Below are 475 nucleotides of genomic sequence, written 5' to 3'. Positions count from 1 at the left end.
CTCCCGAAAGGACCGATCCGTGGCGAAGCAGTTCCCGGCTCTCGACGAGCGCTCGATCGCCTTCATCGGACGCCAGCACATCTTCTTCACGGCCTCGGCGGCCGCGGGCGCGCACGTCAACCTGTCTCCGCGCGGCGCCGACGCCTTCCGCGTGCTCGGCCCAGACGCGGTGGCCTATCTCGACCGGACCGGCAGCGGGAACGAGACCGCGGCGCATCTTCGGGCGGACGGCCGCCTCACCGTGATGTTCTGCGCCTTCGACGGCGCGCCGTCGATCCTGCGGCTCTACGGACGGGGCGCCGTGCTGGCACGCGGCGGCGGCGCCTACGCCGAGCTGCTCGCGACGGCCTTCGCGGGCCGCGAGCCCCCCGGCGCGCGCCAGATCGTACGCCTCGACATCGATCTCGTGCAGACCTCCTGCGGCTTCGGCGTACCGCTCTACGACTTCCAAGGCGGGCGCCCCACCCTCGATCGC

Annotated in this window: 1 protein-coding gene; it reads left to right on the top strand. The window is 72.6% G+C overall.

What is annotated here, in order from left to right; translation table 11 throughout:
- Positions 1–19: 19 nt before the first annotated feature.
- Positions 20–475: pyridoxamine 5'-phosphate oxidase family protein (locus I6F37_RS38850; RefSeq protein ID WP_225154198.1), on the top strand; the 456-nt coding region annotated here is incomplete at its 3' end.

This window comes from Bradyrhizobium sp. NBAIM08 (assembly GCF_020193935.1).
Lineage (GTDB): Bacteria > Pseudomonadota > Alphaproteobacteria > Rhizobiales > Xanthobacteraceae > Bradyrhizobium > Bradyrhizobium yuanmingense.
This window is presented reverse-complemented; position numbering and strand designations above follow the sequence as displayed.